This is a genomic window from Mycobacterium sp. SMC-17, from assembly GCF_045310915.1.
Classification (GTDB): domain Bacteria; phylum Actinomycetota; class Actinomycetes; order Mycobacteriales; family Mycobacteriaceae; genus Mycobacterium.
The window spans coordinates 64,913-90,769 of the sequence record NZ_JBJIAK010000013.1; the positions used below are offsets into that span (position 1 = coordinate 64,913).

Below are 25,857 nucleotides of genomic sequence, written 5' to 3' on the forward strand. Positions count from 1 at the left end.
CATGACGCAGCTCATCGAGCGGCCGCCGTGGTCCGGCGACGCGGAGCCCGACGAGCCGGGACGGCCGGCGGGGGAAATTGCCACGGTCACCACAGTGTCGATGGTGCAGGCCATCAACCGCGCGCTCCGTGACGCGATGGCGGCCGACGACCGGGTGCTGGTGTTCGGTGAGGACGTCGCGCAGCTGGGCGGGGTCTTCCGCGTCACCGACGGCCTGCACGAAACCTTCGGGGAAACAAGGTGTTTCGATACACCGCTGGCGGAGTCGGCCATCGTCGGCATCGCGATCGGCATGGCGATCCGGGGCATGGTGCCGGTACCCGAGATTCAGTTCGACGGATTCGCGGCGCCGGCGTTCGACCAGATCGTCAGCCACCTCGCGAAGTACCGGATGCGTACCCATGGCGATGTCGACATGCCGGTGACCATCCGCATCCCGTCGTTCGGCGGTATCGGTGCGGTGGAACATCATTCGGAGTCGACCGAGTCGTACTGGCTGCACACCGCCGGGCTGAAGGTCGTCATCCCCTCGACGCCGTCGGACGCGTATTGGCTGCTGCGCGAGGCCATCTCGTCCCGTGACCCGGTGATCTTCCTCGAGCCCAAACGCCGGTACTGGACCAAGGGCGAGCTGGACACCAGTGTCCCCGCGTTGCCGATCGGGCGGGCCGCGGTGCGGCGCACCGGGCGCGACGTCACCGTCATCACGTACGGCTCGCTGGTCGACACCGCATTGGCCGCAGCGGATCTCGCGGACGGCCACGATCTGGAGGTCATCGACCTGCGGTCACTGAATCCGCTCGACTTCGACACCGTCGCGGCATCGATCCGCAAGACCGGACGCGCGGTGATCATGCACGAGGGACCGCGCACCCTCGGGTTCGGCGCCGAACTGGCCGCCCGGATCTCCGAAGAACTCTTCTATGACCTGGAGGCACCCGTGTTGCGCGCCACCGGCTTTGACACGCCCTATCCGCCCGCCCGGCTGGAGAAACTCTGGCTGCCCGGTGTCGACCGCCTGCTGGACTGCGTGCACAAGGCGATGAGCCAGCCATGACCGCGACACACGACTTCCTGGTCCCCGACCTGGGTGAGGGATTGGAAGACGCCACCATCACGTCGTGGGCCGTGGCGGTGGGAGACACCGTCGAACTCAATCAGGTGTTGTGCACCGTCGAGACCAACAAGGCGGCCGTGGAGATCCCCAGCCCGTACGCCGGCGTGGTGACCGAACTCGGCGGGGCCGAAGGGCAGACGCTCGCGGTGGGCGCCGTGCTGGTCCGCATCGCCACCGACGCGCCGGCGGCCGCAGAGCCCGCCGAGCCGAAAGCCGATGAGCCGAAAGTCGAAGCGCCGAAGGCCGAGGAGCCGAAAGCCACTTCGCCACAACGCAAACCCGTGCTCGTGGGCTACGGCGCGGACGCCGATCTCGATACCACCCGCCGCCGGCCCCGGGCCAAGCCGCGGGTGCGCAAGCTGGCGGCCGACCTGAACGTCGACCTGACCGGGGTGGCGCCGTCGGGCCCGAACGGCATCGTCACGCGCCAGGACGTGCTGGCCTCGGCGCACCAGACCGGCGACACCGGCTTCGTTCCGGTCAGTGGTGTGCAGGCCGAGATGGCGCGTCGGATGTCGGTGTCACGCAAGGAGATACCGGACGCGCACGCGTCGGTTCAGGTCGACTGCACCGAGTTGCTGCGGGTTCGCGACACCCTGGCCGGTGCCGATGCCACCGTCACACCGTTCGTGCTGACGCTGCGGCTGCTGACCATCGCGCTGCGGCACCACCGCGAGTTCAACGCCACCTGGGTGCCGGCCGAACACGGCGCGAGCGTGCACCTTCACGAGTCGGTGCACCTCGGCATCGGTGTCGCGACATCGCGTGGGCTGCTGGTGCCGGTGGTCCGGGACGCCGAGCGACTCTCCACCCGCGACCTGGCCTGGGCGGTGGACGGACTGATCCGTTCCGCTCGCGACGGCACGCTGAAACCCGTTGAACTGCATGGCTCGACGTTCACCGTGTCGAACTTCGGCGCGCTGGGTCTGGACGAAGGCGTCCCCGTCATCAACTATCCGGAGGCGGCGATCCTCGGCATGGGGACACTCAAACCCCGGGCCGTCGTGCGCGACGGCGAGGTGGTGGCGCGACCGACCATGACACTCACGTGCGCCTTCGACCATCGGATCGCCGACGGCGCCGGGGCGGCCGCCTTCCTCGGCGAATTGCGGGCGCTCATCGAGGCGCCCGAACTCGCGCTCCTCGACGCCTAGAGCTGATCAGCGCTGCTTGGCGGCAGCCAGGCGGGCGGCGAATTCCGGTGACTCGATCGACGCTGCCTGCGGGACGATCTCGATGTCGACCGCCTTCGCGTGCTGCTCGTGGTCCAGGACGCCGGGATGGTCCGTCGCGCGCATCGAGGCCTTGGTCGCCAGCACGACCTCGCGCGGCGCCGCGGCCGGACCGGCGGCCAACGCCAACGCCGCGGCGACGGGATCGTCGGCGACCTCGAGCGCCAGGCCGTGCCGCAAGGCGGCGTCGGCGTCGAACTTCATGCCGAACAACAGCGCCGCCCGCGCCGCCTGCGGACCGATGGCCCGCTGCAGCATCCAGGTCGCGCCGCCGCCCGGGTGAATCCCGAGCTTCTGGAACCGTGGGTCGAAGACCGCCCCGGGCCCGGCGATCCGGACATCGGCGGCGAGCGCGAGGTTGAGCCCGGCACCGACGGCCGGGCCGTTCACCGCGGCGATGGTCGGCAGCGTGCAGTCGGCCACCGCGAGGAAGCCGTCGTAGATGACCCGCAGGCCGTTGACCGTCGCGGCGCCGAGCGCGGTCAGGTCGGCGCCGGCGCAGAACGCCTTCCCGGCGCCGGTCACGACCACGGCGTGCACGCCATGGTCGGCCTCAGCGGCGTTGATCGCGGCCCGCAGGCCGGCGGACATCTCCGCGGTCACCGCATTGCGGCGGTCGGGATCGTTGACCGTGATGAGCGCGACGCGGTCGATGACCTGCGTCAGTACGAGATCGGACACCGCCTCAGCCTATGGCTTGTGTTTCGACTCACGTGAGTCAAAACCTTTACCCGCGGCTGTATCTGCGAAACAACTGTGTGATTCCTTTGGCTGTGCATGTTGAGAGGCGTTCGGAGTTCATGTTGAAGCGTTTTGCTGTGGTTGCTGCTGTGGGCATGGTGCTCCCGTTCGGGGCAGCGACCGCTGCGTACGCCGACCCCGCGCCTGCCGGTGACGAGGGCCCGCCGCCGGACACCGGTGTGGTGGCGTCGGAAGAACCGGCGACGGTCACGACGCCCGACGGCTGGGTGCTCACCGTCGTTGCCAAGAACGAGACCGAACTGCCCGTCGCACCGCTCACCACCGCGGTCAGCTCGCGTGAATACCTGGTGGGCGGCACGTTCACGGGGACCGTGACCGGCAAGGGCAAGACCACCCTCAACGGCGGCACGCTGGAGGCCGGCTACCAGATCGGTTGCGGTATCGAGCTGGGCCAGGTGCGTCTGGTCGGGTCGATCGGTATCGCCACCTCCGGGTCGACGCTGGCCGGCCTGCTGCCCACCGGCGTGAGCGTCCCGATGTCGGGCACCGTGGAAATCCACCCGAAGCCGGGCACCGTGACCCAGGTGCCGGTCGACAAGAAGTCCTTCAAGTCGGCGCCGGTGCGCATCACGCTCAAGGACACTCACGTCAAGGTCGACGGTTGCGTCGGTCAGTCGTTCCTGCGGTCGTACGCGGTGGTGACCAGCTCCACCTCGGACACCGACGACATCGTCGCCTACTACGGGGTCACGAAGTCCGTCTGAGCCACCGCCTAAACGGCATTCGAGCAATGGGGTTCTCGAAATTGCCCTGCAGGAATGCCGTTTCGGCGTCTGGGTGCCGACGATGTGCGTCCGCGGCGAACAATTGGCCCGATATCGGCTCGTAGAGCAGCGAATTCGGGGATAATTTTCCCGAGGTACCGTCTGGGACGGACCAGAGCTGGGGGCCCGTATGGGTGAGCTGACGATGGCCGCGCCGGCGCCGGCGCCGGCGCACCAGCATCAATCAAAGGCGCCAGCGATCCCGCGGCGGCTGCTGTCCGAACCAGGTGACCCCGCCGAACGCCGCGCCACAGCGCGGGCAGCCGATGCACAGGGATGTGCGTCTGATCGTGCCGGCGCGCCTGGTTCGGGCGTTCCGCGGCCCCGGTTGCATCCGTACCTACCGGCGGGCACCCCGACCGCGATCGCTGCTCGCGCGGGTTACGGCCGGCCGCTGGCGGCGGAACAGGCGACCCACCTTGGTCAGGTCCTCGATGCCGACTTTCGCCATGTCCGTATCCACACCGACGACCACGCCGCGGAGTTGGCATCGTCGGTGCGGGCACACGCGTTCACCATCGGCAGTCACATCTTTTTCGGCAGCGGCGAGTACCGGCCCGACACCGTGTCCGGCGCGCGGTTGCTCAATCACGAGCTGGCACACGTCGCGGACGCCATGCCAGGACCGGCCCGGGTGTTCCGTGACGTCATCGTCGATATCGGCGAGCCGACGATCGTCGGTCAACCCGACCCCAATGCCGCCACGAAACCGGAGGACCTGCCGTGGGAGCGGCTCCAGGTGATCGCGACCGGGATGGACGACGCCGCGAAGGCGTTGGCGGCGTTTGCCGGGACCAAGACTCCGTGGGTCTACGTCGGTCTGCATCCGAAGTTCGTGAAGGTCTACGGGACCAACGGCTCGTCTTTGGGGCCGAAGGTGCCGGTGAAGCCTGACGTCAAGGTCACCTTCTACCCGGGCGTGTACGAGCTCGCGGCTGACGGTTCGCTGACGGCGCTGCAGGTTCGCGGCGACGACTACGACCATATTCGGCATGAGATGGATGCAGAGGGCCATGAGGTCCGAAGCGTCATCGGGCAGCGGCAGCTGACTGCGGAGGAACAGAAGAAGGCGCTCGAGGAACGGCAGAAGGCCGCCGACCAGACCGATCCGAAGAGCGCCCCCGCCGCGCCCGCACACCCCGCCAAAGTGGAGAACGTCGACCTGTTGGGGATGCTGTCTGCGCCGGACCAGGTGCGCGACATGATCGCGAAGGTGCCCGGGGCGCGCGTGATCTATTTCGTGCCGAAGTATCTGGTCACGGGTGGTAGCGGCAAGGGCACCGGTACGGTGCCGTCGGTGTACCGCAGCCCGATCGAAGGTCGCGGCGACGGCAAGGCGCCGAACGCGCCGCCGTGGCCGGTCACCGTCGAAGGACCGAAGTTGGTGACCGTCGACTCGGACCCGACCTTCACTGCCAAGGTGCAGTGGTCCGCCAACGGCAATTACAGCTTCGCCTCCCAGGTCATCACACAGGTCGGCAACGATATTCGGTACCGGTGGGAGAAGTTCGACATCACCGAGTACGCCAAGGCGCAAATCAAGAAAGATCCGTCGCACGCCGCCGCCGACGCCAATGCCGCGCCGGAGAAGACCCTCAACGAGCGCATCGATGAATTCACCCATGCCAAGGCCGGCGCCGGCACCGACGTCACCGGGATGGGCGGTGCCAACCGGGAATTCAGCCGCGAGTTCGAGGACTGGTGGAAGGACACCAAGCGGGCCAACAAGCGACTGGGCGCTTCCGGCGGCTCGACGGTCGCTGAGCGGCTCAACAGCGACGTCGCCAACCTGACCACCATCTCATTGGCTCCGGTGTCCCTGCTGGTCACGGCGCTGGGCGCATCGCTGAAATGGCTGGCCGAATTGTTCGGTCAACCCACCGAACAACAAGAGGTGCCGCTGAAGGAAAAAGGCATCTTCCTCATCAGAACCATCGCGACGCCGGCGATCCGCGAGGACAGCGAGGGCAAGGAAGTCATCAGGCCGCCGGCCGTCGCCGGGCACGTCGTCGAGGTCACCGACATGACCACCGCGCTCAACGAGGCGCTGGACGAACCCGCGGCGCAACTTGCCGAACTGCAGGCCCAGATCGACATCGCCCGGAAAGAGGGCAACCAGTCGAAGCTCGAATACCTCGAAAGCCTCATGCAGAAGGCGAAGATGAACCTGACCGGTTCGCCGCTGGACGTGCTGACCGCTCGGCGCAAGGCCAAGAACGACGAACTGGAGAAGTTCCGTCACGACTACCCCTCGCTGTCGGATTACACGTTGAGCCACGACGTCGAGACGCTCGACCGGCTGATCAGCTTGTACAACCGCTACGAGGACAAGCGCACCGCCGGGGCCAGCACCGCCCTGCCGCCGTCGGTCCGGGTCAACGCCGCACTGATCTCCGAGGTCAGCGGCCAGCAGTACCCACTCCTGCTGGCCGCCGGACCGATGCCCAAGGACGGCGACGACTACCGCTGGCTGATCAACGACGTGACCAACATCGACGGCGCGGGCGCGTACGAAGGTCGCGGCGCCACCCCCAGCAAGGCCTTCCAGGCCGCGCTGGACAAATTCGGGGGGAAGGCGTCCTACGGACGCGGCAGCATCGCGGTTCGCACTGCCGGCCTCGGCTTGGAAGCTGACGCGCCGCCCACGATGAACGCCGAGAGCGCACCGGTGGACTGGGCGGTGGCAGAGAAGCGCATCGACGACCTGGTGACAGTGCTGGCCGCGATCGGGCTCGTCGTGGCTTCGGCCGGCACCGCGGCAGCGTTGATCGGCGCGGCCGCCGCGGCAGCACGGCTCATCCAGAAATGGGAAGCCGGCAAGCTGTATTTGGACGCCTCGACCGTCAGCGACGTCCTCGGGCTGCTGGGCGGTATGGGTGCTGCGGGGCAGTTGGTGGCTGGATTCCGGGTGGCCAAGTTCGGCCGTGCCTTCACCATCTTGGAGGAAGCCGGCGCGACCGAGTCAAAGCTGGCAGAAGCTGCCAAGGCGGTCGAGGGCGCCGAGTCGCTGGTCAAGGGCGCCGAGTTGGCCAACAAGGTCATCGGCGGCGCGGGCGTCATCTGGGGCGACGTGACCTTCATCGACCAGATGATGACCATCAGCGCGCAGGAGGAATCCGGCGCGATGACGCACGCCGAAGCGCGGCGGCAGCGCGCGTCCGCGATCTCGTCGGCGGTACAGAACAACGGCATGTTCATTGCCGGCGAGGCGATCGGGGCCCGGGCCAAAGCCAAGGCCAACGACGCGGCGGCGGCCAAAAGCCGCACGCCCGCATCCGCACACTCCGAAACCGAATCGGGTGGCGCCCCGAAGCCGGGCGAGAGCCGGTCCACCGGCACCCCCGACCGCGGCGCGGGCGTCCTCGACATCAAACCGCCGGTGCCGGAATCCGACCCGAACGCCGGCCACGAAGCGCCCAAACCGTCGGAGCCCGAGAAGCGGGCCGGTCCCGACGAGAAGGACAAATCCGACACCAAACCCACCGACCCGGCCGCCACCACCAAGCCGATCGGCGAGCGGCGAGCTACCACCCAGGAGCTGCGGGAGGCGCTGCCGCACGACCTACGCGACCTGATGGTCATCGACCCGACCCTCGAGGGCGATTTCGTGCAGGCCGACTGGGATCCCGATCCGGACACGGGGCTGGTCACCAACATCCGGCTGCGGGTGAGCCCGGATGCGTTGCCGTCGACGGTGCGGATGCACGCCGACACCCTGCGCACGATGCAGAAGTACCAGGGGTTCTCCGGACGGGTTCGGTTGGCGCTCAAGTGGATTGCCGATCTGATCGGTAAGAAGACGTTGGACCCGACCAACAAGCCGCTGTTCGACGCCCAGCTGGAAGTGCAGAAGCTGAACAAGCTGATCGCCGACCACATGAACGCGATGAAGGCGATGGAGCCCCACGCGCGCACCGACGCGGAGGCCAAACTCGACAGCCTGGAGCAACAGCTGGCCGAGCACCAGGGCGCGCTGGACATCGGCGACCTGACGCCAAGCAGCGGCGTGGCGCAGCGCGATGTGGCCCCGCGCAACCGCAAGAAGTACAACGAGCTGCTGACGGAACTGCGCAAACACGAGGCGGGCAGCGACGAACACAAGCGAATCCGTCGGGAGATGTACGAGCTCACCGGCGGAACCAAGCCACTTGCAGTGTGGGAGGCCATCTACTACAGCAACGTCGACAAGGCCAATAAAGCCAACAAGATCGTGGAAGCCGAGCGGGTTCGGGGGAAGTGGGCCGAAAGCGAGAAAACGATCAACGACCTACCGGATGACCTGGGTACCCGGCGGGTTGATCTGTTCAACCCGCCAAAGGAGGGCGCCGAGGTCAAGGCCTACGAAGGCGGAACCGTCTACGCGAGTGAGGACATCATCGCCGAAGTCGCCGCGGACCGGCACCTGGTCAAACGCCGGCGGTGGTCGATGACGTGGATTTTCATCGATTGCGAGCCGAGCGGTCCGCTGAAGAAGATGCTCGGCGACGCCGGGATCACGATCGAACTGCGCGGCCCGCACTCTTCGGGGGCGAAACTGCTGAATCGCATCCCGCCGCCGGTCACCCGCTGACCGACAGGGCGGTGCGACAATCGTTGGTGTGAACCTGGCGCCGTTCCGCATGCATTCGCGTGATGAATTCCAGACCTGGCTGGCCATGGATCTGGAGGTGCGCGACGAGCTCTACGCGATGGTGGGCGAAGAACTCGACGTGGACGTCGCGTCGCTGGACCGGCTGGAAGCCTTCCTGCTGCAGCGCTATCCGTCAGCCGACGCGATCATGACGCTCGATCAGCGCCCTGTCGCCGACGCGGCGGCCCGTCACGTCGGCCTGGTGCTGTTGCTTAACGTCGACGACGCGGTCTGGGACATCGATCTCGACCATCCCGACAACGTCTATTACCGGCTGCCCATCATCGTCTTCCGCGGCGGCGAACAGGAATGCCCGTTGCTCATGGTGTTGGCGTGCCTGCAACGGCGCACCGGCGAAGAGCTGCGCCTCGTGGTCGAGAACTACCAGGAGGACTACAACGTCGACGGTGACTAGGGCACGCACCGCTCATGCTGGTACGGGAAAGGGTACGGCTGCAGTGCCGGTCCGATCCCACCGGAATTGAGGACGTCACTGACGTAGCGCAGCCGCGTCCCGCCGGTCGAGGCTCCCGTCTGGGTGACCCGGACACCGCAGCGAAAGCCACCGGTGAGACTGAGCCCCCGCACACTGAGCCACGGACCGACCTGGCCGAAGATGCGTACCGCGTCGACCGGGGTGGCGGCGAACTGCGCGACGTCGGTGCTGCCACCGATCCGCACCAGTGACGCGCTGTTGTCGTGGAGGGTGAGCCGGTTGACGCTGCCGACGTAGATCGCGTGCCGGGACCGGTTCCAGTAGAACGGAATGACGCATCGGACGACATTGCGGCTGATGGTCACCTCACCGGCGTTGATGGTGCCGCCGTCGGCGGAGCCGAGTCCGATGTGGATGCCCTCGATCGCGCCTGCGACCAGATTGTCATGGACGCGCACCAGGTCAGCGGTGGCACCCGCCACGACGATGCCCTGGGCCATGGCCCGAGACTGTCGGGAGATGCCGGCGAAGAACCGGCTGTTGGCCACCGACAGTGCCAACGAGTCGGGAGCCTGGATCGCCCGGCGGACGAATTTGTTCAGGCCCTGACTCGGGGTGAGCCTGTTCAGGGCTTTCGCGCCGATCAGGGTACTGAACTGCTCGGCGATGTGATGGAGCTGCGGCGGGCCGGACATCGAGAAGCTCGCTCCGTTGGGCAGCCGAACGATCCGAGCGGCTCGGACGTCGGCACCCGCGGGACCCGCGGCCGCGGGCGGCCGCTCGGCTTCCGCGGCCGGCATTTGGACCTTCGCGCTGATGTACCGGCCGAGTTCGCGGGCCAACAGCGGGAGCAGTACGTCGGTGCGGCGGTCGGGGGCGGGCGCGATCCGAAGCTCATTGCCGTCGACGGTGGTCTCGTCGCTGGAGACGACGAGAATGCCGATCTGCTGGTCGCCCACATGCAGTCGGTTGTCGGTGAAATGGTTCCGGCGATTGTCCCGCTTGTCCGAAGGGGCGGTATAGATCGCGGACTGGGTCCGACGCACGTTGTCCGGACAGACCAGTTCGCAGTCGCGCACGGTGACATCGGTGCACCCGAGGAAGGCCAACGTGCCGAATAATCGCGGCCCGCCGATCCGCCCGGCGGTATTGGCGCCGGTGCCGGCCTCGGCGCGGATGCGCTCGACGGTGACGTCCGTGCAGTCCATGAACTGGAGCACCGATTCGTGTCCGCGGATGGAGATAACGGTGGCAGGGCCGACGCCCGTCACCACGATGCGATGTTTGTCGCTGATGGTCACCGGCTCGTCCAGCACGTAGCGGCCGGCGGCCAGGCACAATTCACCGCCGTCATCGGGCAGCGTGTCGGCAGCGGCTTGCAGGTCGTCGCCAGGAAAGGCGGTCACCGTGCAGGTGCACGCCTGGGTGACGGTGAGCGGGTTGAAGGTCGGCCGGCAGTCGGAGATCACCGTTTTGGTCGACAGATCGACGACCGCCAGTGGCGTGATGTGGTGCACGGTGCCATCGGGCGCCGCGTCAGTCAGCGTTTCCACTGCGTCAGCAGCGCTGCCCCGGATCCGCGCCGCCCACCAGTCGCCGGCCAGATACTGGCCCGGCCGGGCGGTGAACGCGACGCCCACGTCGCCACCGTGCCATGTGGCCGATACCTGGCCGGCTGCGCCGACAACCTGGCCGTCCCACCTGCGCAGGCACAACCCCGAGGGGGCGCCGACGACAGTGGTGGGGGCCGACAGCGTCACCACGTCCCCTGCGGTGCCCGGGTTGACCGCGACGGCGGTGAACAGCGGCCCGTTGTCTTTGCGGTCCAGACGCCTGACCAGCGTGCTGACCTCGACCAGATCATTGGGCACAAAGGTGATCGACGGCGACGGCATCAGCGTCGCCGTTGTGCCCGCGACAACGGCAGAGACGGCGGCCGAACCGTTCTCGTAGGACCATGCGAAGCGCGCCGTGGACTCTGAGCCCGAGTCGAGCACTTCGACGCGCAACAGACCGTCGGGCAATTTGCCGCGCGGATCGTCGGGCGGTGCACACGGATCGGCCGGCACTGCGGGCGCGGTGCGCACGACATCGAGGCGGCCGGTGCTGAGCGCCGCCGGGAGCACCGCTGTTGCGCCGGCACACGTGGACGCGGGTGAGGGTGTGACGCGCACCCGCCACGCGACCCTGGTGCGCGTCGTCGTGTCGACCCCGTCCATCGCCGGGTCGACGAGTTCGCCCGGATCCTCGGCAGGCTGCAGTTCCTGCACGACGGCATCCAGATACACCGCCGCGACGCCGGCTTGAGGCAGGGCGGGGATCGCTTCCTGCGCGGTGTAGGCGATGGGTGCCGGGTTCACGGCGCGCAGCCCGCCGATCCACATCGACCCGGTGCCGATCTGCAGGCCGCCGCCCGCGTCGAATGTGATCTCGAAGGCGGTGCTGCCCTCGGCGACACCGGCTTCACCGATGACGGCGGCGGCCAGGTCGGCGCGTTCCCGTTCGGCGGCGTCGATGTTGAGATTCCAGTCGCCGTCCAGGAGTACCCGGCCCTGCTGCATTTTCGTCGCGAGCCACTGTGGTCCGTTGGGACGCAGGGGCACCGAGGTGTAGTCGCCGCTCACGTTATTCCTCCGGGGACGCGATGGTCAGGTGTGGATGCACCGTCAGAACAGTCATCTCGGGCAGGCGCTGTGCCAGCCGCAGGGCCAGCGGCCCACGCCGGGCATGGTGATACGCGCCGATCTCTCCGCCGTCGCTGGCGCCGAGGAACACCGGATCGGCCCGGTGTCGAGACGGCGAGGTCACCAGCGGCGCGAGATATCCGGCCGCTTCGGCACCGAACGACCCCAGCGGAGGCAGCGGTCCCGCCAGGCATTGATGGGCGGTGGGGTGAGCCTGAGGCTGGTCGTGAGGGCCGAGGTGGCAGTAGCGCAGGCAACCTGCTGCCGTCACGACGGCCCGCAGGCCGTCGATGAACAGACAGTCGGTGGCATCGATCACGTCGACGGCGACGACACCGGCGAAAGTACAGCCGCGGGTCCGCAGCTGCGGTGGGAACCGGTTCGCGGCGGCCAGTGCCGGCGTGGGGGCCGGACCTGCGCCCGGTGTGCCGCAGGGCGAGAGCGGAACACCCGCCCCGTCGATGGTGCAGTCGGTGAGGTTGATGGGGAAGGCGGACAGGTCCGCGCGGATGGCGCCGAGGTGGGACCGGCCGGCGTGCAGCCGCACGGTCCACGCGTCGGGGCTGACGGACAGCACGCGCCGCGCCGCGACATTCATGGTCACCGACGTCAGCGTGAGCCCGGCGAGGTTGGCGTCGACGTTCAGATTGCCCTCGAGGTAGCACCCGGCGAGCTCGATCTGCGCGCCGTCAAGGCCGAATCCGAGGTCGCCGACGATCACCGGCGTGAGGCCGGCCGGAGCCACGATGCGCCAGCGGGTGGCTGCTGGGCTTCCGGTGACCATCCCGGGCGAGACAATGCGGTCGTTGGTCGCCAATCGGATTTCCACATCCGGCGCCTCAGCCGCGTCGGGCGGGCGCGCGACGGGCTGGGGCAGCGCCAGCGCGGCGGTCATGGCCGCGGTCAGATCGGGCACGACGACCTCACCGCCGGCAGCCGGCGTCCCGCTCGGGTCGACGACGATGACGGTACCGGCGCCCTCGTCGGGTTCGGCAGTGCTCGCCAGTGCGCCGATCGAGCCGGGGAGCGGTCGGTAGAACGTCGCTCGGATGGTGCCGGTCAACCCGGATCCCACCGACAGGGTGCCGCGCGCCGGGTCGACCAGCACCTGCATCGGGTCGGGTGTGGGTGCTCCCGCGTCGGGTAGGCCGGCCAGCCCGATCGAAGACCAGGGCAGTGGGGTTCCGTCGACGGTAAGGGTCAGCAGCGGTGGATCGTCCGGCGTGTTCGCGGCCAACGGGTGGTTCGCGGCTAGGCGCCATACCGCGCCGTAGGTGATGGCGTCGGGGCCCAACGCTGCGATCAGGCGCCACGTCGCGCGCAGCGGCAGCTCGCCGGGTGCGCGCGGAGGCCGTGCCGTGGGAGGCATACCGGGTGGGTTCTCGTCCTCGGCGTCACTGGCGATCAGCAGTGGCTGGGGCCGCAGGTAGAGCGGCGCGGGGATGCCGAGGGGGTGCAGGGCGAACCGTCGCGGTGCCGACGACGGACACACCTGAACACCGTCGTATCGCCTGACCTGCCACGGGAACACCGTTGCCGTCGCGGCGGCCGGATGGAAGGAGCCGCCCGGGGTGACGCTGCGCCGCGCCTGATCGAGCTCGCTGCCGACCAGGAGGTGTTCGCCGGCGCGCAGCGAAATCGACGCGGTGTGCCGCACCGGGTGGCTGAGCTGCTGGCACCACAACGTGGTTTGCCAGCCTTCGGTCACCCGGGTCGGCCAGCCGGTCACCACCTCGGCGAAGTCCTCCAGCGCGCCGGGCGTCCCGCGGCGGCGCCGCAGCGCCGTTGCCGAGCCGATCTCGGTGCGCCCCGCGTCGGGCGGCAGACCGAGCAACTGGCCGAGGTACGGCAGTGCCCAGTCGGCGGCGCTGTCGGGGAACGTGTCATCGAGGACGCGATCGACGTCCGCGGCCAGCTCGAGCCACTGCTCTTCGAGAGCTGCCAGCAGGGCCAGCGACACAGGAGGTTGATCGCCGTCCGGTGATTCCAGCAGCGCCGGCGGCAGCATGGCCAGGAAGCGGCGGGACGGCACACCGCCGCCGGCGGTCACGCCGAGCTCCCCGAGAGTTGCGCGGTGGCCACGTACAGCAATTCGTAGGGCAAGGCCGGCAGGCGTCCCAGCGAAAGGTCGCCCGAGCTTGCCGCGGTGGCGCTGCCGGTCATTTCCAGTGCGGCGATGCCGATGACGCCGGTGACGGGCTGTGCCACCTCGATGACGTCGCTGCCGTCAAGCGGGACGGCAAGGTCGCGCGGCATCGGGGCCAGTGGCCCGACCGGGTCGAGCAGTGCCGCGCCGACCGCGGCGCAGACCGCGGCCGGGTCCCTTCGGGGGTCGACGGCGACGCTGGCGGTCACGGTGATCGGACTCGGACGGGCCGCGCAGACGCACAGCGGAACTCGCGTGTCGCGGCGTGCGTCGAGGTAGCTGCTCAGGGAGTGCAGCTCAGCGGGAACCGGGGCCCGGACGCCGGTGGCGGCGCTGCGGAGGACGGCGACGTGGAGCCCCGAGCGCCCGCATGGGCAGCCGGGTGGGCCTGCGCCACGCCAGGCGGTGCTGTGGCTGGTGCCGGGGACAGTGAGCGACAGATCGGCCAGATCCTGCAGCGCGACGACCCGGTCCAGAGCGCGGATGCGCGCGGCGGCGGCCCGGCGCATCCGCAACGGATCCTCCTGGTCGGCGGCACCGCTGGTCGGCCCGACGCCGGCGATCTTGCGCACGCCATTGATGCTGGTGGACAGCGTCGTGATGTCGGTGCCGTCGAGTTCACCCGACAACCCGCCGCCGACTCGCCAGCGGGCGGTGATGGTCCCGCGGGGCAGAGCGCCGTTGACGCCGTCGCCGAATGTGACCGCGAGCCGACCGTCGGCCGCCAGGCGGGTGGTGTAGACGGGCTCGCCCGGGCCGCGACGATACAAACTCGGCACCTCGTCGAAGCGCTCACCGGAGACGCTGACGACCAGGCTGTCGGTCACCGTGCCGTCGATGCTCACGTCGCCGGTGACCGGACCGCTGATCACCGCGGTGGCGCCCACCGGCGTCAGCTGGCTCGTGTGGGTGGCACCGTGCTGGATGGGAGCGAGGTTGCCGGTGGCCCGACCACTGCCCTTACCGCGGTCAGCTTTGCCGTGGCGGGCGTTGGCGAGGCTGATCAGCTGGCCACCGGGGTCTGACGGAGTGTCGGACGCGCTGGCCGTGCATCCCGACAGTTCCCAGCCGGTACTTCCGTCGGCGGCGGTGGTTTGGATCGCCAGCCGTGCCGGCAACTGATCCAGGCGCGGGTGAATTCGTGCGGTGGACGTCGTACCTGCGAGCGGCGGCAGCTCGTAGTGTTGGGCGACCTGGCGGGAATCGGTCAGTAGCACCGAAAGCCCGGACTTGACGAGGGCATTCGGCAGCGGATCGGCGAGTTCGATCTTGGCGACCCTCCGGATGGTGCCGGGCGCGACATGCCAGTCGGTGGCGGTGATGGATTTGATGGTCGTGACGTGGCACTGGCCCGACGAGCCGGCGTACAGCAGGATGTACTGCCCGACGCTGGCCTCGCGGGCGTCGTCGACGAATATCCAGTTCTGGTTGTAGGGCGCGGTGGGTTCGCCGCTGGGATAGGGCGCGTCGGCGGTCTTGGGGGCGCCGGAGCTGTCGACGTAGCTGATCTTGTCGAGCCGGGTGGGCAGCCGCAGCTCAGTGCGCACGCGGTAGGCGGCGTAGCTGATCCCGCTGGTCAGGGGCAGCAGCTTGTCCAGGCGACGGTCGAAGGTGAGCAGCACCGCGCCGAGGTCGTCGGCACGTTTGGTCACCCGGGCCAGACCGCGGACGGCCTGGCCGGTGAGCCCGACATAGCTGCTGCCGTTCAGCATCAGCCACCACGCCAGCCACAGATCCCAAATAGTGGGGAACACCGGCGCGCCGCCTTCGCTGACGAACACCACCCGGTCGGACGCGATGAAGCCGGGATCGGCGAGGAACCGCAGTTGCTTTCCCGCGGGGGCGCTGGGTACCGGCACGCCGGTGATGGTCAGTTGCGCCCATTCGGCGCGCAGCTGCGTATCGGCGGCGACCTCGTACATCTGTGCGGCGTGCGTCGACGTGCCCGGCGCCTGCACCGGGGTACCGGCCGGCATCAGTGGGGCGGCGCCCGGCGCCGTCTCGGTGCGGATCCAGCCGTGGGCGGCTGTGCGCTGGCCTGGTCGGTAGCCGACCAGTTCGACGACGCGGCGAAGGTCCGTCCAGTCCTGGGCGGTCCCCAGATACGCCTCGCCTGCGGTCATTTCGGCGTACGCGCACACCGAGTCCGCGACCCGGGCCCACAGGCCGGCGACCTGCAGCAGGGTACGGTCGCCGGCGACGTCGAGAATGTCGCCGAACGTGCCCGCAGGGCGGCTCGGGTCCGGCATATCGGCCAGTCGGGCCAGCAGGTCGTCGCGCAACGCCAGCCGGTCGCCGAGGCGGCGGCGCAGCCGGGACAAGCCGGGCAGCGGATCGGGCGGGGTGGGCAGCAGTTCGGGGGTGACCACGGACTCCGGGGTGGGCATGGTCATGTCAGCGGCCTCCCTCGATGCTCAGCACGATGCGGCCTCGGTCGGGGCGATTCATGTCGTCGTCGCAGACGGCCACCTCGGTGCGGCTCATCACCAGCACGGTGCTGACCGTCCCAGATGGGTCGGTCAGGCGCCGCGCCTCGGTCACCGATACGGCGTCGACCTGGGGCAGGGCGGCGACGGTGGCAGTGACGGTCGACAGGTACACGCTGGCGCCCATCAAGTGCGCTCCGGGAGCGAAAAGTCCTGGGGCCGAGGGAGTTCCGGGGCGGAGGCTGGCGAGGATCGCGGCCCGCGCGGAGTCGGGGTCGCTGCCGGGATAGAGGCAGACCGTCAACGCGATCAGGATGCCGACCGGGGTAGCGGGTGTGGTGATGACTTCCGTTCCACACATCCGCACACCGTCGAGAGTCGACTGCACGGTCGATGCCAGTGCGGCGGCCGCCACCGGGTCGGCGGTATCACCGAGATCGGTTTCGTGGGACTCGTACGCGACGGAGCCGACCGGCCAGGAACCTGACCACGACCGGGTGGCGGTGGCTCGTTCGATGCCGGGTATCTCGATGGCGAATGTGGGCAGGTCGCTGACCAGCACAGCGCGGCGGGGGACCACCGCGTACGCCTGCGGGGCATCGCGGCGGACGTCGTCCAGCGACGTCGCCGCGACTCCACCGCGGCCGGGGGTGATGTTGCGGGCCGTCACGACGGCAGTGGTGGAGTCTTCGACGTCGAGCCAGACGCACGGTGCGCCGACCGGGGTGGTGCTGCGGATCAGCCGATGGGTGGCGTTGGCAGCGGCATTGCCGGCCGGACCCGCGCCGACCTGGTAGCGGGCTGTCACCACGCTGCCCGAAGGCGGGGTCAGCCCGAGTGCGCCGGTGCGGAAGCGGAGCCGGGCGGGCAGCTCGTCGTCCGCGTCGACGACGACCGAGAATCCTCCCGCGGGGGCACGCAGCAGGCTGGTCACCCGGGTGGCCGGCACCGTCATCTTGTTGGGCAGCGTCACGCTGACCTCGAGCAGCCACGGCCGGCCCCCCGGTCTGTGGGACAGCCCGGGCGAGGCTTCGGGCCCGGCGCTGACCATGAGGTAGTCGCTGACCTGCTCGGTCGCCGGGTCGGCGATCCGGCCGGTGAGGCGGTCGACCGGCACCAGCGTGGCCGGGCCGTCGACCGGCAGACCGTGGTGAGCGCTGAAGAGCCCGAGTCGCGCGACTCCGACCCGCATGCCGCCGCGCATCTCGACGCTGGCCGGCACCGCCGTGCGCAGCGCCTCGGCGCCGTCCCAGAAGACGCGCACCAGCGGCAGTGCCGGCCGCAGGGGATCGGTGAACGCGACGGCCGACGTGACGCGCACGACCTGTGCGGGCCGGCTGGCCAGCGGCGGGCGTGGCCATTGCGGTGCTGCTGTCGGCGTGGCAGCGCGGGCCCAGTCGCGCTGCGCTTGGAGGTTGTCGACAGCGACGACCTCGAAGCCCAGCAGCGCGCCGGCCGGTAGCCAATCGGCGAGCGGTATGCCGGCGGACTGCGCCGGCCGGACAAGTACCGCGCTGGTCGCGCCTGCGGAGAGCACGGCGTCGTCTTCGGCCCAGTCGTACAGCGCGACCTCGGCGTGGCTGTGGTAGACCCTGGCCGGGGTTTCCAGCGTGAAGCACGTCGCTGCCGCGGTGACGGGCTCGTCGGCTGCGGCGTCGGTGGCCACGTCGCCGGCGAGGACGTCGACGTGCGGATCGCTGCCGGCCGAGTCGGCAACGATCACCTGGACCGTGGTGGCAGCGCTGATCGCCGGGTACACCGGGTAATCGACAGTGCGGGCCAGGCGCGTGACGTTGGCGCGCCGGCGCGCCGTGGCCAGCCACATCTCGGTGGCGACACGGTCCAGCCGGTAGTGCAGGAGGTCCCCGAGGTGCGCAAACAGCTCGACGAGGGTCACCGTGAAGTCGGCCACCGAGGCATCGGCCGTGGGATCTTCGAATGTCAGGCGTTCCATCAGCATCGCGCGCAACGCGGGGTAGTCGCGAGCCAGGGTGTCGTAATCGGGAGCGATGTTTCTGGCCGGTGGCGGCGGTACCTCGGTGCAGTCACCGCGGTCACCGCATTCGGGGCGCAGACCCAGGGGCAGGTACACGCGCAGCGGGTCGACCGGCACGCCGAGTGCTGTGGTTGCCGCGGGGTCCAATCGCAGCTGGTACACCCCGCGCCCGGGCCGCACGGTGTCGAGCGACAGGGTCAGGTGCGCCGGGATCGGGGTGCCGTCGGCATCGGTCGTCGCGGGAACCGTCGCGACCGCGGTGATGCCGGGTCGAGGTGCTCCCGGCGCCGGGCGCAACGACCACAGGGCCGGGTCGATCAACGCGGCCGGCGGGTCACCGTAGAGCCACACGTCGATCACCCGGCCGGCGGCGGTGAGCCGCGCGGTACCGGCGCGCAGCCCGACGACGTTGTCGACGCTGTCGAACAGTTCCTTGGGGCGTTCCACTGCCGTGGCAGTGGGCTGCTGGGGCAGTGTGTACTGGTCGGGGGCGGGCGTCGTCATGGCCCGACCTTGGGGAGTTCGGCGGTCACCGTCCGCGGTTCACCGGCGGGCAGCGGCCGGTAGGTGATGTGTGCGGCCAGGGTGCTGTCACTGATGTCGACCTGTACGTCCTGGACCTGGATGCGGTCGCCGAGAGCGTCCATCAGACTACCGCGAACGCGGGCGATGACGGTGGGTTCGAGGCTCAGCGACAGTGGTTCGAACAGGGCCGAGGCGCCCAGGCCCGCGCCGAAGCCGGGGTGATGCAGACGCTCGTTCGGGCCGGTCAGCACGACGGCGCGGACGAGGTCGTCCAGGTGCTGCAGATAGTCGGCCGGGACCAGCCGGCGTCCGACGATGCGCCACGGCGCGCGCGTGATCATCATGTTCCTGTCGCTGCGGTCTGGGCGGGCGCGAGGACGACGGGCCCCTGCGGGGCATTGGCTCCGTTCATGCACATGCCGACGCTGGCGGTGGTGAGTACGGCGGCGCCGCCGGCGGTGCATGCGGTCGAGGTGCTGCTCCAGCTCACCGAGAGACAGGGACTGGGGTTGGAACCGACCGTGAAGGGGCAGCCGGTGATGAGCACTGTGTCGGCTTCGGTGCACACCTCGGCGCCGGCGGTGACGGCGATCTGTGAGGGCACGATGGTGCCCTGTCCGCCGTGCGGGCAGGTGATGGTCGCGTTGGTGGTCAGCAGCGGCGCGCTCATCGGCGGGCTCCCGGGCGCGTCACTGTGTCACCTTGAAGGATTCGCCGTTGAGGCTGATGATGCTGCCCTGCAGCGTCAGGGTGGCACCCTGCCCGTTGTCGAGGGTGATGCCGTTGTCGTCGAGCGTCAGACTGGCTCCGCCGGACGCGGACAGGGTGATCGAGGTGCTGTCGTCGGACACTTCGACCCGGTGGCCACCAGGCGTGACGAGCACGATGGTGCCCGGGCCCGCGCCCGCGACGCCGTTGCCGTTGGTCCAGTACGCACCGGACCACACGGGAGGCTTTCCCAGGTCCCCGGCCGGCCATTCGACCCATACCGGGGCCCCGACCGGCGGCACCATCGCCAGGCCGACACCGTCCCCGGCGTACGGCAGCGCGGGCAAGCACCAGCCGGTGGAGCCCGAAAGCACATCGGGCACCTGGACATTGAGGCGGCCGATTCCCGCGGGGTCGTCGTTGTCCAGGACGACCCCGGCGAACTTCCCGAGATAGCGGTCACTCATGTCGAACCGTCTTCCCGGCCGAGGCGATCACAATGACACCGCCGCGGACAGGGCAGCACCCAGGCCGCCGCCAGTTGACGCCGTCGGGTCGCCGAGCGCATTGCGCGTCAGCGACACGTTTTGGGTGTGCCCGCCGGGTGTGACGGTGTGGCGCACGGACTTGACCAGCCACGGACCCGACACGAGGTCACCGAGACCCCGAACCTGCACGGTGCGCCGAGCCCGCACCAGCGGCATGTTGGGCGTCGACAGGGACACCGACAGGGACGCGGCGAACGCGCTGTGCTCGGCCAGGACGCGCGCGGCAACGTCGGGCGGTTGGGTGCCCGCCAGATCGGCCGGGTCGCGCAGCACCGTCACCGCCCCGCCCAGCGATTGGGTGCCCATCGCGTTGCCGGTGCCGTCGTTGTCGGCGATCTGCTGGCTGCCCGAGCCGTCGACGCCGTGGGTGAATTTGACCTTCTGCCCGGCGACGAGTTGTACCGACACGTTGGCGGTGCCGCCGTGTTCGCCGTAACCGAGGTTGAGAGTGGTGGCCGGCGTCGCCAGCGGATCGATGTGGTCGAAGACGCCGACGAGTTGACCGTCGCGCTGTTCGAGGTAGACATCGAAGTCGTTCCGGGCGGCCAGTGCCTTGAGGTAGGACCAATCGGTCCCACGCTGGTGTGGCGTGAATCGGTCGGTGCCGTCGGGTGCGGGGGTGGTGCCGACCTGTGGGGTCGCGACGGGGCCGAGCAGGGTGCGGGCGATGTCGGCGTCACTGACTCCGCCCCAGTCGTGGTCGTGGTCTTCTCGGTCCAGGTCGGCGCTGGAATCCAGGCCGGCGATGGTCAGGGTGGAGGAGCCGCCCGCGGAGAGGTTCCACGAGGCGGTGGTGGCACGGGCGGGCACGACCAGCGAGTCAGGGCCACGGCTCAGCGAAATCTGGAACGGGGCGAACGGTGCCACCAGGGAGTCGAGGGGGCTGGTCCAATGGCTGGTGCTGTCGGCCAGGGCACTGACCACGATGGTCACTTGGGTTTGGCTGCCGATGGCTTCGGACACGTCGACCGATAGCACCCGGGCCAGGTCGGCGTCGGGAATGGGCGCTCCGTTGACGGTGACGCTCACGCTGGTGTCAGCCATTGGGCATGCCGATCGACGTGCCGGGTTCGGTGTCGGTGAGCGCGTCCTGCCAGGGGTTGGTGTCGGCGATGCGCCACCAGCCGGTGCTGTCGCCCAGGACGGTTGCGGCCAGCAGGTCCAGCCGGTCGCCGGCGCGTGCGGTGTAGCGCAGGGCTTCGGGCAGGGCGGGCGCGATCCGCGGAACTCCGAGCGCACGGGTGCTGCCGTCGTCCTGGGGCGCGGAGATGGTCGCCTGGCCGGCGTAGCGCGAGGTGGTCACAGCATCAGCTCCACGCCTTGGGCAACGCCGGCGATGGCCAGGGCGCTGCGTGCGGCTTGATAGGCGTTGGCCAGGAAGTTGGCCATCTTGACGTCGCTCGGCAGATCGGCGGGGCGCAGCACGGTCAGACTGAGGTCCACGTTGGCCTGCACCGGCAACAGCAGTGAGTTGAAGCCCGTTTCGTGTGCGCTGAAGCTGTCGATGCGCACCGGCACGATGCGGGCCGGGCTCCAGGCGAGCACCACCAGCGGTAGCGACGGCGCCGGGATCGGTGCCGCGGACGCGCCTCCTCCGGTCAGCGAGCTCACCGCGCCGCTGACCGCGCCGACCAGCGCACCGAGGACACCGGCGGCCCCGGCCGGCTCCATCATCGCTTCCAGCGTCGCCAGCAGGGGCTGTACGCCCATCGCCCCTGTGATCGGCTTGTCCACCGCGTCGATGCCGTCCAGTTCGATCTTCATGGTGTATTTCTCGACCGGCGCCTGGGCGACTCGCAGCGCCGGCCCGCCCTGAGCACCGCCACTTACGGTGAGCACGCGCGTCACCTCTGCCGGGTTGTATTGGAACGGCACGAAGGTGGGCACCAGCCCGATGTCAGGGTCGGAGAACGAGATGAGCATGCCCCGCATCACGGGCGGGCCTGCGCTCTGGTCGCGGCGCGGACCGCTGCGGCGACGCTGGATGCGATGGTCGCCTCAGGACCCTGCGGCAGCGCGCGGCCGGACAGGGCGGCTTCCATCGTGGGCCGGAGCAACCCGGGATTGGGTGTGCTGTCCACGGTGACGTCGAGGCGGTTCAGATGGGTCATCGTTGCCTCCAGGTGCGGCCGTTCTTGGCCATCTCGTGTCGGATGGCGTGCAGGAGATGCGCATTGGTGACGGGCGTCGCGTCGTTGGCCGCGAAGACCAGGGCTGCGAGTGCGGCGGCGCGGATGCAGGCTCCGGACAGTTCGGCGTCGGCGACGGCGCTCAGGTCGACGTCGTCGGCACAGGTGGGCGCGGGCAACAACGTGTTCCAGATCGCCAGGCGGGCCTGGACGTCGGGTAGGTCGAAGCGCACGGAGACGCGGATACGGCGCTGAAATCCGTCGTCGAGCGCGGCGGGTCGGTTCGTCGCGAGCAGCACCAGGCCGTCGTGGAGTTCGACGCGCTGCAGGAGGTGATCGATTTCGAGGTTGGCGTAGCGGTCGCGGGCGTCGGTGATCTCACCGCGGCGGCCGAACACCCCTTCGGCTTCGTCGAACAGCAGGACGGCGCCACCGCGCGCCGATTCGGTGAGCAACCGGTCGATGTTGTGGGAGGTCTCGCCGAGCCATTTGCTGACCACGCGAGCCAGGTCGACGATCCACAGGTCGCGATCGAGTTCAGCGGCGAGGGCTTCGGCGGCGGCCGTCTTCCCGGTGCCGGACGGCCCGTGGAACAGGCCGATGACCGCGCGGCCGCGGACGGCTCCGCCGGGCCACGCGCTGGTGACGGCAGCGCTGTGCCGGGCGTGCGCCAGGATGTCGTGCAGGCCGGTCTGGGTCTCGTCGGTGAACACGAGATCGCGCAGCCGTACCGACGGCGGCAGGAGGCGTGCCAGCCCTTCGATGCGGTGTTGCGGGTGTGCCCGTACGGCGTTGTGCAGGTCGGCGATGGTGACGTGTCGCCCGGCCACCTCGGCCGCTGCGCGGGCGCTGTGGTGAAGGGAATCGATGGTGGCTTCGGGCAGGCGCATACGGGCCGCGAGTTCGCCGGCCGCCGACGTGTCCAGCCCGCAGTGCCCGAGTACGCGTCGCCACGCGCGGTGCACACCGTCGTTGTCGATGGGTGCTACGTCGACGGTCTGCCAGCCGGGGGAGACGGCGGCGCCCGCGTCCGCGAGCCGCAGCGCGGTCGCGGGGTGGCTGCCGGCGCCGACCGCCAGCACATGGCCGAGCCGCGCCAGGAGTTCGGTCTCGGCCACCGGCCGCTCCGCTGCGGGTGCGGTGTCGACGAACTCGACGTGCCGGCCGGTGGCGGCGGCCACAGCGGTGGCCACAACGGCGCCGTCTTCGCTGTCACCGCAGCGGACGCAGACCCGGTGTCCCGCTTGTAGCAGCGCGGCGGCGCGCGCGACGGGATTCCGAAGCCGGGGGGTCACCGGCTCGACAGGTTGGACGGCAGGCCGGTACCCGTCCAGGGCCAGTGCCGCCGTTGCGGTCAGCCTGATCGGTGATTCGGCGTCGGGTACCGGGCGCAGTACCCCGGCGGCCACGATGCCCGAATCGGTGGGCAGCGCGAGCGGGATCCGCAGGCCGTGATGCACCAGCAACAGCCGCAGGATCGCCAGGCTCGGGTAGCGTCGGCCGGCGTCGTCGTGCAGGTGTCCGAAGGCGGTGGCCAGACCGGGGTCGGCGACGGACCACCAGGCGGCGGCGACCAGCGCCTCTTCGATCGCCGAGGTGCACAGGGCGCCGAGGACATCGGATTCGTCCGCGACCCGCTCCGGCGCGGGGCACCACCCACGGCGGTCGCCCCGGTTCGCGTCTGCGGCGAGTCCGGTGAGGGCGTCCTGGAACAGTGCCCGGTAGTGCAACAGTGCCGTCGGGTACGCCTCCGGTGCGTCGGCGCCGTCCTGGGCCACGCGGGCCGTCGTCATGGCGCCACCGCCAAGTCGGTCGGGGGACCGGTCACGGTGCCGGAGGTGACGGACACGCCGATGCTCTGCCCGGCGTAGTCGCCGACACCGGCCGGCACGGTTGCAGTGACAGTGGCTGCGCCTGCGGGTGTGTACGGCACCGACATGCCGAGGAAGTTCACGGTTCCGGTCGGCAGCACGTGAGCCACCTGGAGGGTGGCGGGTTGGCCGGCGTGCAAGGGTGCGGCGGCACTGATCACGGCCGGTGCGACGGTCAATGCGGCGGCTGCGGTCCCCGCCGGCAGCCCCGACGCCAGGTTGGTGACGGTGAGGACGCGCATACCCGGGACGAGTTGGTTGTTGGGCAGGGTCACCGAGAGGCCGGCCGCCGATGGCACGGCGGTGAGCCGCCACGGTCCGGTGCTGTGCGTGGTCGCCGGGTTGGGGCGGCCGTCGGTCGGATCGTCTGGATCGCCGGCACTGCGCGACAGCTGTACCAGGACCTGGTCGCCGAGACCGCGGACCACGATCAGCACCGGGTGCGTGTAGCCGGTGATCGGCGGCACGACGGCGCTGACATGTGGACCCACGGAGGGGCTGACCGCGACGACGGGTTCGCGCACCGGTGGACCGGGGGTGAAAGGCACCGGCGACGGAACCAGCAGCAAGCTCACCTCGTAGGCCACCGACACCCGCAGCGATTTGAGACCACTGGCCCACAGTCCGGTGACGGTCTCCAACGGAACCGGGTCCAGCGTGATCCGCAGTGGTTCGATGAGGTTGCGCAGCGCAGCGGCGGTGTCGCCGACGGTGTGGTTCGGCGGGGTGGTGATCACGGTGTCCGGGCCCAGGATCGGGTTCTCGTGCAAAACCTGCATGACCGCGGTGAGCGCGTCGTGGACCGCTTCGATCTCGTTGCCGGCCGGCCTCATCTCGCCGGGATCCGCGGACAGTAGATAGTGCAGCGTCAGGGCCAGCGGGGGACGTCCGCGCCGGGTGGTCCATCCGGTCTGGGGCGGCTCCATGTTGAGGTGCGACGCTGCTGGCGTGATGCGGTAGAGAAACCAGTTCAGCCGTGGTCCGCCAACGGGTCGGTCGAGGGGCCCGGCGGTGACCGCGACCGCGCTCGGAATGGCGTCCCGAGTGATGGCTTGTAGGACCAGGTCCACTCCGGAGAGCACTGCTCCGGGGGCCGGCAGTACGCTCATAGCGGCACCGCCCGTCGTGCAGTCAGGCCGTTGGCGTAGGGCTCCAGGAGAGTCATCGGGTCGGCTGCGGAATCGGACGGCGCGGTGACGTGCACGTGGATCTCGCCAATCGACACAGGCGGCGATACGTCCGGGGCGGTCGACGGCCCCGTGGTGGGGGCATCGGGTATGCGCTGCGGCTGTTCGGGCTGAGCGGCCGTGGACAGGGATGCTGCGTCGGTGGACGCGTGGGCGCGCGTGGCGGCGATCGGCTCAGGCGGGGCCTCGGGGGCGACGGGTTCGCGGATGCTGCGGCGGGTGAAGTGCGTAGCAGCAGGAATGTCGGTCGGCGCCGGTGGCGTGTCGGGGCGGATGGGCGGTGGTGCTGCGGCGGGCATCGATGCCGGTCGATCCGAGGGCGTCGGCCTGTGGGGCGCGACGCGGGGTGGGGCATCGTGCGCGCGAATTACTCGAAGAGTGGTTGCCGCAGGCTGCGACGGCGGTGGTAGCAGCGGTGGCTGGGGTGGGCTGAGGGTCGGTGGTAGCGGGGATTGTCGCGCTGCGGGCGAAGACCGGTCGTGTCGACCGGCGTCGGCGGCCGGGGGCGGTGCCGCTGGTGGTGCCGTGGGCGGCTCGGTGGGGCGCGGTATGGCGGGCGGCCGCGGCGGCGGGACAGTGTGGTCGGCCGGCGAGTTGATGGCAGTCGGCGCGGTGACCTGCTCGGCGACGGGCGCGACCGGCGGCTGTTGGGCCGCCGCGTCGGATCCCGGGCGAACTGGTGGACGCTGTGCGCGG

20 protein-coding genes are annotated in these 25,857 nt (G+C 69.8%); 5 read left to right on the plus strand and 15 right to left on the minus strand.

Going from position 1 to position 25,857, the window contains the following annotated elements:
- Nucleotide 1 precedes the first annotated feature (1 nt).
- Both ACJH7A_RS11185 and ACJH7A_RS11190 read left to right on the plus strand, forming a co-directional pair.
- Nucleotides 2-1,057 carry an alpha-ketoacid dehydrogenase subunit beta gene (locus tag ACJH7A_RS11185; protein ID WP_212812365.1) on the plus strand — a complete coding sequence of 352 codons (1,056 nt, stop codon included), beginning with the start codon at nt 2-4 and terminating at the stop codon, nt 1,055-1,057.
- Nucleotides 1,054-2,271, plus strand: a complete 1,218-nt coding sequence (locus tag ACJH7A_RS11190; protein ID WP_212812364.1) for a dihydrolipoamide acetyltransferase family protein — start codon at nt 1,054-1,056, stop codon at nt 2,269-2,271. Before ACJH7A_RS11185 ends, ACJH7A_RS11190 begins: the two co-directional genes overlap by 4 nt.
- Nucleotides 2,272-2,277: 6 nt before the next feature.
- Here the strand turns inward: ACJH7A_RS11190 and ACJH7A_RS11195 are convergent, their stop codons facing one another.
- Nucleotides 2,278-3,030, minus strand: coding sequence for an enoyl-CoA hydratase (locus tag ACJH7A_RS11195; RefSeq protein ID WP_212812363.1), 753 nt, complete (start codon nt 3,028-3,030; stop codon nt 2,278-2,280).
- Between the two features lie 119 nt (nt 3,031-3,149).
- Here ACJH7A_RS11195 and ACJH7A_RS11200 point away from each other — a divergent pair, with 119 nt between their 5' ends.
- From ACJH7A_RS11200 to ACJH7A_RS11210, 3 genes are all read left to right on the plus strand, one after another.
- On the plus strand, nt 3,150-3,815 hold the full coding sequence (locus tag ACJH7A_RS11200; protein ID WP_406801954.1) for an MspA family porin: 666 nt from the start codon (nt 3,150-3,152) through the stop codon (nt 3,813-3,815).
- A gap of 190 nt (nt 3,816-4,005) precedes the next feature.
- Nucleotides 4,006-8,445, plus strand: coding sequence for a DUF4157 domain-containing protein (locus ACJH7A_RS11205; RefSeq protein WP_406801955.1), 4,440 nt, complete (start codon nt 4,006-4,008; stop codon nt 8,443-8,445).
- A gap of 28 nt (nt 8,446-8,473) precedes the next feature.
- Nucleotides 8,474-8,920 (plus strand): hypothetical protein, encoded by a 447-nt coding sequence (locus ACJH7A_RS11210; protein ID WP_346414314.1) that lies wholly within the window; start codon nt 8,474-8,476, stop codon nt 8,918-8,920.
- Here ACJH7A_RS11210 and ACJH7A_RS11215 read toward each other — a convergent pair.
- From ACJH7A_RS11215 to ACJH7A_RS11280, 14 genes are read right to left on the minus strand one after another with little or no spacing between them, the layout of a single operon-like run.
- Complete coding sequence (locus ACJH7A_RS11215) at nt 8,917-11,565, minus strand: hypothetical protein (RefSeq protein ID WP_406801956.1); 2,649 nt, start codon at nt 11,563-11,565, stop codon at nt 8,917-8,919. The genes ACJH7A_RS11210 and ACJH7A_RS11215 overlap by 4 nt on opposite strands.
- A gap of 1 nt (nt 11,566) precedes the next feature.
- Nucleotides 11,567-13,675 (minus strand): hypothetical protein, encoded by a 2,109-nt coding sequence (locus ACJH7A_RS11220; protein WP_406801957.1) that lies wholly within the window; start codon nt 13,673-13,675, stop codon nt 11,567-11,569.
- Entirely contained in the window at nt 13,672-16,164 is a 2,493-nt protein-coding gene (locus ACJH7A_RS11225) for a hypothetical protein (RefSeq protein WP_406775563.1), read from the minus strand. The genes ACJH7A_RS11220 and ACJH7A_RS11225 overlap by 4 nt, the downstream gene beginning before the upstream one ends.
- Nucleotide 16,165: 1 nt before the next feature.
- Nucleotides 16,166-18,697 carry a hypothetical protein gene (locus tag ACJH7A_RS11230; RefSeq protein ID WP_406801958.1) on the minus strand — a complete coding sequence of 844 codons (2,532 nt, stop codon included), beginning with the start codon at nt 18,695-18,697 and terminating at the stop codon, nt 16,166-16,168.
- Entirely contained in the window at nt 18,694-19,062 is a 369-nt protein-coding gene (locus tag ACJH7A_RS11235) for a hypothetical protein (RefSeq protein ID WP_406801959.1), read from the minus strand. Before ACJH7A_RS11235 ends, ACJH7A_RS11230 begins: the two co-directional genes overlap by 4 nt.
- Nucleotides 19,059-19,388, minus strand: a complete 330-nt coding sequence (locus tag ACJH7A_RS11240) for a hypothetical protein (protein ID WP_346414320.1) — start codon at nt 19,386-19,388, stop codon at nt 19,059-19,061. The genes ACJH7A_RS11235 and ACJH7A_RS11240 overlap by 4 nt, the downstream gene beginning before the upstream one ends.
- A 19-nt stretch (nt 19,389-19,407) precedes the next feature.
- Nucleotides 19,408-19,893, minus strand: coding sequence for a phage baseplate assembly protein V (locus ACJH7A_RS11245; RefSeq protein ID WP_346414321.1), 486 nt, complete (start codon nt 19,891-19,893; stop codon nt 19,408-19,410).
- Nucleotides 19,894-19,920: 27 nt separating this feature from the next.
- Nucleotides 19,921-21,018 (minus strand): hypothetical protein, encoded by a 1,098-nt coding sequence (locus ACJH7A_RS11250; RefSeq protein ID WP_346414322.1) that lies wholly within the window; start codon nt 21,016-21,018, stop codon nt 19,921-19,923.
- Nucleotides 21,011-21,277 carry a hypothetical protein gene (locus ACJH7A_RS11255; RefSeq protein ID WP_346414323.1) on the minus strand — a complete coding sequence of 89 codons (267 nt, stop codon included), beginning with the start codon at nt 21,275-21,277 and terminating at the stop codon, nt 21,011-21,013. The genes ACJH7A_RS11250 and ACJH7A_RS11255 overlap by 8 nt, the downstream gene beginning before the upstream one ends.
- Nucleotides 21,274-21,897, minus strand: a complete 624-nt coding sequence (locus ACJH7A_RS11260) for a hypothetical protein (protein ID WP_406801960.1) — start codon at nt 21,895-21,897, stop codon at nt 21,274-21,276. The genes ACJH7A_RS11255 and ACJH7A_RS11260 overlap by 4 nt, the downstream gene beginning before the upstream one ends.
- 8 nt (nt 21,898-21,905) lie before the next feature.
- On the minus strand, nt 21,906-22,085 hold the full coding sequence (locus ACJH7A_RS11265; RefSeq protein WP_406801961.1) for a hypothetical protein: 180 nt from the start codon (nt 22,083-22,085) through the stop codon (nt 21,906-21,908).
- Nucleotides 22,082-23,896 (minus strand): AAA family ATPase, encoded by a 1,815-nt coding sequence (locus tag ACJH7A_RS11270; RefSeq protein ID WP_406801962.1) that lies wholly within the window; start codon nt 23,894-23,896, stop codon nt 22,082-22,084. Before ACJH7A_RS11270 ends, ACJH7A_RS11265 begins: the two co-directional genes overlap by 4 nt.
- The gene (locus ACJH7A_RS11275) at nt 23,893-25,083 is read right to left on the minus strand and encodes a DUF4255 domain-containing protein (protein WP_406801963.1); all 1,191 of its coding nucleotides are present in this window, start codon (nt 25,081-25,083) and stop codon (nt 23,893-23,895) included. The genes ACJH7A_RS11270 and ACJH7A_RS11275 overlap by 4 nt, the downstream gene beginning before the upstream one ends.
- Nucleotides 25,080-25,460, minus strand: a complete 381-nt coding sequence (locus ACJH7A_RS11280) for a hypothetical protein (protein ID WP_406801964.1) — start codon at nt 25,458-25,460, stop codon at nt 25,080-25,082. Before ACJH7A_RS11280 ends, ACJH7A_RS11275 begins: the two co-directional genes overlap by 4 nt.
- Between the last annotated feature and the right edge of the window lie 397 nt (nt 25,461-25,857).